This is a genomic window from Catenulispora pinisilvae (assembly GCF_015356865.1).
Classification (GTDB): domain Bacteria; phylum Actinomycetota; class Actinomycetes; order Streptomycetales; family Catenulisporaceae; genus Catenulispora; species Catenulispora pinisilvae.
Window position 1 is genome coordinate 1 of sequence record NZ_JAAFZA010000374.1, and the last position, 7,191, is coordinate 7,191.

Below are 7,191 nucleotides of genomic sequence, written 5' to 3' on the forward strand. Positions count from 1 at the left end.
CGGTGACTCCGGCGGCGGCGGTTCGGATTGGGGCGGCGGCGGCGACTGGTGAGCCGCGCCGGCTGAGCCGCGGCGGCTGAGCCGCGACAGGCAAGCAAAGACTGATGAGCTGGAGCGGGCGAGCTGGGGCAAGCAAGCTACGGCGGGTGATTGAAGCGCGAGCGCCGGATCAGCCGCGATGAGGCGGGAAGCTCAGCTCGCGTGCCACTCCGGCAGCCCCGGCAACGCCTTCGCCGCGACCGCCCGCTCCAGCCGCCCCGCATCGCTCTGCGCGATCGTCGACCCGTCCGCCATCATCACGTCCACCGCGTAGACCCCCGCGCCGCCAGCGGCTCTCCAGGCCACTTCCAGCCGGTTCACCTGGTGCCCGTTCGAGGTTCCCGACAGCAGCGCCGCCGGGTGGCCGGCGAGCTGCTCGGTCCCCTGCACCGTGCCGGTCTGGCTGGTCGACAGGATCACCGCGTACTGGCCCGCGTTCCACTCCACGTGGACTTCCTCAGTGGTGCCCGGCGCCGCCATCTGTCCGGCGTACACCGCCTTCGCCGACGGCACGCCCAGCAGTGCCGGGAGCCCCGCGTGCTGCAACGCCCGGCAGAGCTTCGCCCCGGTCTGGTCCGCAGGACTCTGCGATGCCGCCTGGCACGGGTCCGTGTCGCCGCCCTTGGTGCCGGAGCTCCAGTACACCGCCGCCCCGACGACAATGCCGCCCACCACGAGTGCGGCGGCCAGTTGTGCTTTGGTGCTGTGCAGCGAGACCTTCACGTGTGTCGCCCCCCATGCCACTACCGGCTGGTAACTCCGCGGAGCGACCATCCTGGCAGCGATATCAGAGCTCAGACAAGCCCTCGGGTGGCGAGGGTGCGTGTGCGGGGCGGTGAGCGGTGAGCGGTGAGCGGCGATGCGGCACCGCTACCGCTCAGTCCTCGTCCTTCACATCCGCGTGCAGCCGGCGCGCGGCCTCGGCGATCGAGCCGGACAGCGACGGATACACCGTGAACACCGACGCCACCTGGTCCACCGTCAGGTGCAGGTCCACAGCCATCGTGATCGGGTGGATCAGCTCGCTGGCCCGCGGCGCCACGATCACGCCGCCGACGATCGTGTCCGAGCCCTTGCGGGAGAACAGCTTCACGAAGCCGTCCCTGAAGTCCAGCATCTTCGCCCGGGGGTTGGAGTCCAGCGCCAGCTTGTACTCGTTGAAGCCGGGCGAGTCGTGGTGCGCGTTGGCGTTGGTCTGGCCGACCGTGGCCACCTCGGGGCTGGTGAAGATGTTGGACGAGACCCGCTTGAGGTTGATCGGCCACACCGCCTCGCCGAGCGCGTGGTACATCGCGATCCGGCCCTGCATCGCGGCCACCGAAGCCAGCAGCAGCACGCCGGTGACGTCGCCGGCCGCGTAGACGCCCGGGGCCGACGTGCTGCGCGAGACCCGGTCCACGTCGATGTGGCCGCTCTTGGTCAGCTCGACGCCCGCTTCCTTCAGGCCCAGGTCCTCGGTGTTGGGCAGGGAGCCGACGGCCATCAGCACGTGCGAACCCTCGACCGTGCGGCCGTCCTCCAGGGTGACGATCACCCGGTCGCCGTCGCGGACCGCGGAGGCGGCGCGGGAGCGGGACAGGACGCGCATGCCGCGGCGGCGGAAGACGCTCTCCAGCACCTCGGCGGCGTCCGCGTCCTCGCCGGGCAGGACCCGGTCGCGGGAGGAGACGAGGGTGACCGCCGAGCCGAGCGCCTGGTAGGCGCCGGCGAACTCGGCGCCGGTGACGCCCGAGCCGACCACGATCAGCTCCGGCGGGAGCTCCTTGAGGTTGTAGACCTGCTTCCAGTTCAAGATGCGCTCGCCGTCGGGCATGGCCTCGGGCACCTCGCGCGGGCGCACGCCGGTGGCCAGCAGGATCACGTCGGCGTGGTAGACCGCCACGGTGCCGTCCGCCAGGTCCACCTCGACCTGGCGGTCCGGGGTCAGCCGGCCCCGGCCCTTGACGATCTGCACCCCGGCCTTGGCCAGCGACTCGGCGATGTCCACGGACTGGGCCGAGGCGAGGTTCTTCACCCGGCGGTTGACCTTCTCCAGGTTCACACCCGTCACACAGCTACCGCCGAACGACACCCCGCCGATGCGGATGCCCAGTTCTTCGGCAGACTCGAAGGAGGACATCACGTCAGCGGTGGCGATGAGCGTCTTGGACGGCACACAATCGGTGAGGACGGACGCGCCGCCGACCCCCTCGCGTTCGACCAGCACGACTTCCGCGCCGAGCCGGGACGCCACCAGGGCCGCCTCGTAGCCGCCAGGTCCACCGCCGATGATCACGATCCGAGTCACGTGCACCATTGTCTCTCACAAAAATCCGTTGGCGGCACCGGATAGCCTGGATCGGTCGGCGACAAGTAAGAAACCAGGTAGATAACCGTGAGCAACACCGCCCCAGACTTCGAGGCGGAATCGCCCTCAATCGACCAGGTAGCGGAATCGCAGTCGCTCAAAGAGACCTTCGGCGAATCCCTCACCGTCCTGCGTATCAGCCAGTTCCGGCTGGTGCTGCTGGAACGCCTGTTGTCCACGTCGGCGACCGGCATCTCCTCGGTGGCGCTGTCCTTCGCCGTGCTGGCCGTCACCAAGTCCGTCAAACACCCGGACGGCAACGCCGCCGCGGTCTCCTTCGTGCTGGCCGCGCAGCTGGCCCCGATGCTGGTGTTCACCCTGGTCGGCGGGGTGCTGGCGGACCGGTTCCGGCCGCAGCGGGTGATGATGGCCGCCAACTTCTCCGCGGCCGCCGGCGAGGGCCTGGCCGGGGTGCTGATGCTCACGCACTCCGCGCACACCTGGAACCTGCTGATGGCCGCACTGCTCATGGGCACCGGCGGCGCGCTGTTCTATCCCTCGTCCCAGTCCCTGATCCCGCGTCTGGTGCCCGAGGACCGGATGCAGGCCGCCTCCTCGCTGTCCCGGCTGGCGCAGTCCTCGATGCTGATGCTCGGCGCGGCGGTCGGCGGCATCCTGGTCACGGCCTTCGGGCCCGGCGAGGCCATGGGCCTGGACGCGGTCCTGCTGCTGCTCGGCACCGCCCCGCTGGTCCGGATCACGGTCCCGGCGCTGGTCCGGGCCGCCGAGAAGGCGCCGGGCATGATGCACGAGCTGCGCGAGGGCTGGGCCGAGGTCCGCTCGCGCACCTGGCTGTGGGCGGTCATCGCCTGTTACGCGGCGGTGCTGGCCGGCTGGTTCGGCGGGTTCACGGTCCTGGGCCCGGAGGTGGCCAAGGCCCGGCTCGGCGGCGCCGGGGCGTGGGCGACCATCATCAGCTGCGACGGCCTGGGCATTCTGCTCGGCGGCATCGCCGGGCTGATGTACCAGGTGAAGCGGCCGATGTTCGTCGGCACGATCCTCACCTTCGCCTTCGCGCTGCCGCCGGTCGTGATGGGCCTGGGCGGGCCGCTGTGGGCGATCTCGGCGGTGTCGGTGCTGGCCGGGTTCTCCGGCGAGTACTTCATGATCCTGTGGACCGTGGCGCTGACCCGGCACATCCCGCAGGACAAGCTGGCCCGGGTGTACTCCTACGACGCGCTGGGCTCACTGAGCGCCTCACCACTCGGCTCGCTGGTGGCGGGCCCGGCGTCGAACGCGTTCGGGACCCGGGCGGTGCAGCTCGGGGCGGGCGCGGTGATCGTCGGGGCGACCGGGCTGACGTTCATGTCCTCGCAGGTGCGGAACCTGCGCGCGGACGCTCCGGTGGGCCCGGCCACGGCGGACGCCGGTGCGCTCGGCGAGGAGCCGGCGCCCGGGTTCGCTCCGGTCTGACGCGGCCGCCGTTGAGGGATCGGCGCGCTGTACGCTCACCGGGTGACGAACAGCGCAGACCCTTCCCAGGACCCCTACCAGCAGGCCGAGACCGCCGCCGCCCGCCTGACCGAACTGGCCGGACGGCACGACGTCGCCGTGGTCATGGGCTCCGGCTGGGCCGAGGCCGCGGACGCGCTCGGCACCCCGGACTGGGAGTCCCCGGTCGACGCCCTGCCGGGCTTCGCCGCCTCGACCGTCATCGGGCACGCCGGCAAGGTGCGCTCGGTGACCGTCGGCGGCAACAAGGTCCTGGTGTTCCTCGGCCGCACGCACCTCTACGAGGGCCGCGGCGTGGCCTCGGTGGCGCACGGTGTGCGCACCGCGGTGGCCAACGGCGTGAAGACCGTCGTGCTCACCAACGGCTGCGGCGGCCTGCGCTCGGACATGCACGCCGGCCGGCCGGTGCTGATCAGCGATCACCTGAACCTGCAGAGCGAGTCGCCGATCGTCGGCGCCCGCTTCGTGGACCTCACCGACCTGTACTCCGCCCGGCTGCGCGAGCTGGCCCGCACGGTCGACCCGACCCTGGCCGAGGGCGTCTACCTGGCGTTGCGCGGCCCGCACTTCGAGACCCCGGCCGAGATCCGCATGTTCCGCACCTGGGGCGCCGACCTGGTCGGCATGTCGACGGCGCTGGAAGCGATCGCGGCGCGTGAGGCCGGGGCCGAAGTCATGGGTATCTCCCTGGTGACGAACCTCGCCGCCGGCATGACCGGCGAGCCGCTGTCGCACACTGAGGTGATGGAGACCGGTGCGGCGTCGGCGGCGTCCCTGGGGACGTTGCTCCAGGGGATCGTCGAGAAGATCTGACCGGCGAAGATCTGACCGGCCCGGAAGGGGACGCGATGACGCAGAGGACTGAACACAGCGCAGGCGGGGCGGCTACCGACGCCGCGGCCGCCGTGACGACTCCGACCCCCGCCGCGACCGGCACCGCCATCAGCGAGGCGTTGTTCGCGGCGGCCCGGGCCTGGCTGGCTGAGGACCCGGATCCGGCGACCCGCGGGGAGCTCGAGGAGCTGCTGGAGGCGGCCGAGTCCGGCGACTCGGTGGCATACGGCTATCTGGAGGACCGCTTCGACGGCCGCCTACAGTTCGGCACCGCCGGGCTGCGCGGCGAACTCGGCGCCGGCCCGAACCGGATGAACCGGGTGACGGTGCTGCGCGCCGCCGCCGGGCTGGCCGCGTTCGTGACCGAGCAGCACGGCACCGGGCAGATCGTGGCGATCGGCTACGACGCCCGGCACAACTCCCGGCGCTTCGCCGAGGACACCGCCGAGGTGATGCTCGGCGCCGGGCACCGGCCGTACCTGATGCCGCGCGAGCTGCCGACGCCGATGCTGGCGTACAGCGTGCTCGCGCTCGGGGCGCAGGCCGGCGTGATGGTCACCGCCAGCCACAACCCGGCGCGGGACAACGGGTACAAGGTGTACCTCGGCGACGGCTCGCAGATCACGACCCCCAACGACACGCTGATCGCGGCGCGGATCGACGCGGTCGGGGCGCTGGCCGACGTACCGCGCGGGGCGATCCAGGACGTGACGGTGGTACCGCCGGACGTGATCGACGCCTATGTGGCGCGGTCGAGGGAACTGGTCGCCGAGTCCACGCACCGCGATCTGCGGTTCGTCTACACCGCGATGCACGGCGTCGGATTCGAGCTGTTCCACCGGGTCCTGACCAACGCCGGGTTCCCGGAGCCGATCAGCGTTCCGGAGCAGCAGAAGCCTGACCCGGACTTCCCGACGGTCTCGTTCCCCAACCCGGAGGAGCCCGGAGCGCTCGACCTGGCCTTCGCCCTGGCCACCGAGCACGACGCCGACCTGATCATCGCCAACGACCCGGACGCGGACCGGATGGCCCTGGCCGTGCCGGACGGGGCGGCGCCCGGCGGCTGGCGGCGGCTGTCCGGCGACGACGTCGGCCTGGTGCTGGGCTGGTACCTGGCGAACAACGGCCGGCGCGGGACCTTCGCGACCTCGATCGTGTCCTCGGAGGGACTGGCCGCGATCGCCGCCGCGGCGAAGGTCGGCTACGCCCGCACCCTGACCGGCTTCAAGTGGCTCTCGAAGGTACCCGACCTGGCCTTCGGGTACGAGGAGGCGATCGGCTACTGCGTCGACTCCTCCCACGTGAGGGACAAGGACGGCGTCACGGCCGCACTGGTCGCCGCGGAGTTCGCCGCCACCCTGAAGTCCGAGGGCCGCACCCTGCTCGACGCACTCGCCGAGGTCGACAAGGTGACCGGCAACCTGGTCACCACCCAGCTCTCGATCCGCAGCGACGACCCCGACCAGATCCAGACCATGATGCGCACCCTGCGCCGCACCCCGCCGACCACCCTCGGCAGCGTCCCCGTGACCGAGGTCGGCGACCTCTCGGCGGCCGGCCAGGTGCTGCCCCCGGAGCAGGGGCTGCGACTGGCGCTGGAGAACGGCTGGATCGCGGTGCGGCCCAGCGGCACCGAGCCGAAGCTCAAGTGCTACATCGAGCTCGGCGACCGCACAGCCGCCGACCGGTCGCCGGTGGTGACGCGGATCGCGGCGGTGCGGGCCGGGCTTGAGGAGTGGTTCGGGCAGTTCGCTTAGCGGCTGTCTGATCGGCCGTCGGCCATAGGCCATAGGCCATCGGCCGGGCTTTGTCCGCCCCGGCGGATAGGGTCCGGCCATGGTCGGACGGCCGATCAGACAGCGGCCGACGACATAGGTTCCGACCCTCCGGCAACATCACTCGAGCAGGTGTTCAGCACCTTCAACGAGCTGCTTGACGACACTTTCCCAACGGATTTCCTGGTTACCGGCGGCAGTTCCTCAGGCCACGGGTGGCCGATCACCCGATCGGCAGCCTTTGTCGATCCCGATCGCCGCTGAGGGCTGTTCGGGGTTCGGATCTTCTTTGGTGGGGCTGGAGTTTGCGGGCCGGGCTGCGGTTGGTGTGTGGGGCTTAAATGCTTTTTACGGCCTTCGGTCATAGTTGAGCCGGTTCGGGGTTCGGGGCGGCGGGTGTGTCTGTCGGCTGCCGGTTCCCGCGTTCACGACCCCGCCCCGCCTCAGGCCTCTTCCACTCCGGCAGGTCAGAGCAAGAGCAGATCAACAGCAAGATCAAGAGCCAGATCAAGAACCAGATCAAGAACCAGATCAAGAACCAGATCAAGGTCAAGAGCCCTGGTGAAGAGCCGGCGCCTCCGGCGGGGGCTCTCGGCTCCCTCGGGGAACTGGCGCTGCTCCATAGGGTGGCCGGGTCAGGGCCCTGCGGCGGCGGTTTGTGAGGTGGTGCGGTTCGTTCCCCACGGTCGCGTCGTCAGCCCCAAGGGGTACAGCACCGGTGTCCGGGAGTAAAGTCCGCGCCGT

General features: G+C 70.9%; 5 protein-coding genes. 3 read left to right on the top strand and 2 right to left on the bottom strand.

The annotated features are described in order from the left end of the window. Window positions 1-192: 192 nt before the first annotated feature. Together IZR01_RS46950 and IZR01_RS46955 are read right to left on the bottom strand one after the other, a co-directional pair. Window positions 193-762, bottom strand: a complete 570-nt coding sequence (locus tag IZR01_RS46950; protein WP_194927627.1) for a DUF6215 domain-containing protein — start codon at window positions 760-762, stop codon at window positions 193-195. 154 nt (window positions 763-916) lie between these two features. Beyond that, a complete protein-coding gene (locus IZR01_RS46955) occupies window positions 917-2,335 on the bottom strand; it encodes an NAD(P)H-quinone dehydrogenase (RefSeq protein ID WP_194899347.1) in 1,419 nt (472 codons plus the stop codon). Between the two features lie 78 nt (window positions 2,336-2,413). On the opposite strand from IZR01_RS46955, the gene IZR01_RS46960 reads away from it, so the two are divergent. From IZR01_RS46960 to IZR01_RS46970, 3 genes are read left to right on the top strand one after another with little or no spacing between them, the layout of a single operon-like run. Continuing rightward, the gene (locus IZR01_RS46960) at window positions 2,414-3,799 is read left to right on the top strand and encodes an MFS transporter (protein ID WP_194899346.1); all 1,386 of its coding nucleotides are present in this window, start codon (window positions 2,414-2,416) and stop codon (window positions 3,797-3,799) included. A 42-nt stretch (window positions 3,800-3,841) separates the two neighbouring features. Then, window positions 3,842-4,651 (top strand): purine-nucleoside phosphorylase, encoded by an 810-nt coding sequence (locus IZR01_RS46965; RefSeq protein WP_194927628.1) that lies wholly within the window; start codon window positions 3,842-3,844, stop codon window positions 4,649-4,651. 35 nt (window positions 4,652-4,686) lie between these two features. Continuing rightward, window positions 4,687-6,429: a phospho-sugar mutase gene (locus tag IZR01_RS46970; protein ID WP_194927629.1), complete on the top strand. Its 1,743-nt coding sequence runs from the start codon at window positions 4,687-4,689 to the stop codon at window positions 6,427-6,429. The last annotated feature ends 762 nt before the right edge of the window (window positions 6,430-7,191 follow it).